General features: G+C 47.5%; 1 protein-coding gene. It reads right to left on the bottom strand.

Annotation, left to right across the window (positions count from 1 at the left end):
• Positions 1–360: 360 nt before the first annotated feature.
• The coding region (locus tag AC3WV0_RS18050) for a DNA-binding domain-containing protein (protein ID WP_488847482.1) at positions 361–1,035 on the bottom strand (675 nt) is incomplete at its 5' end.

Here is a 1,035-nt window from a genome sequence, read left to right as displayed (position 1 = left end):
ATCCACTCTAAAACACTACAACCCCAATGGTGGCTGAGGTCACTCGAAGCCACCAGTCCTTCAACTCAAACCCTCCAACCCAACGGTGGCTGAGCGGAGCCGAAGCCACATTCTTGAAGCCAAAAAAACTCCGGCCGGGAATGATTTCCCAACCGGAGTAACACACTGATGAAAATACCCATCTTTACGATGGAATGATGGTTTGTTCTTGCGCTGAGGTAAGCCTTACTACAGTACAGTATTACCTACGTACTGAGGACACACCATCCCTCGAGCGAGGGAAACACTGTCCTCCGAGCGGAGGAAACACCTTCCTTCGGACGAGGGACAAGGTAACTTACGAGCGACACCATTGATTTCCTATTCAACGGTTAATAATTTATCTAAAATAGCGACTCTTGCTTCTTTTAGAAAAGCACTGTTCTTAGAAAACTGTGTAACCACTTCCAGATTATAAGTTCCCGCAGCCAATGCAGGAATTACCACCATAACCTCCGAAGGATTATTGGTGACGATATCGGAAGTGTCTACTTGGGTTCTTGTCTGTGTTGTGGCATCTACAAAATAGATTCCCACCGAAGAATCATCACCGGCGACTTTGATCTTGCTGCCCACGATCTTCAGGTTTCTGCCAGGCGTAAGAAGATCATTCACCGAACCACTCTTCACATCGGTTACCTGTAAGATCACCGCAGAAGCTTCTGCCACACCTAAAATATTGACCTCAATATTGGGAATCTCTGCCCTTAGCTTTTCTCCCTGGTTGAACTGGAAGATAATGCTGTGCTTGTCTTTGTTAAACGTCTCGGAGGGACTGTCGAAAACCCCACGAATGGTAGTGCTTGCGGTAAAGTAGCCGGTATTCACAGAAAAGCCATCACAGAGCTGGTAGGCCATTTCTTTCAGGAAAAGCTCGGTCGCATGCTCCATTGCCGAAGCAGAAACATCTGCGCCACCACGACTGGCAGCGGCTTCACAAATCTGTTTTACAGAAAGGGAACGTTCGCTTGCCGTACGGGCAATGAAATCATTGGG

The organism is Chryseobacterium sp. 27AL (genome assembly GCF_057815395.1).
This window is presented reverse-complemented; position numbering and strand designations above follow the sequence as displayed.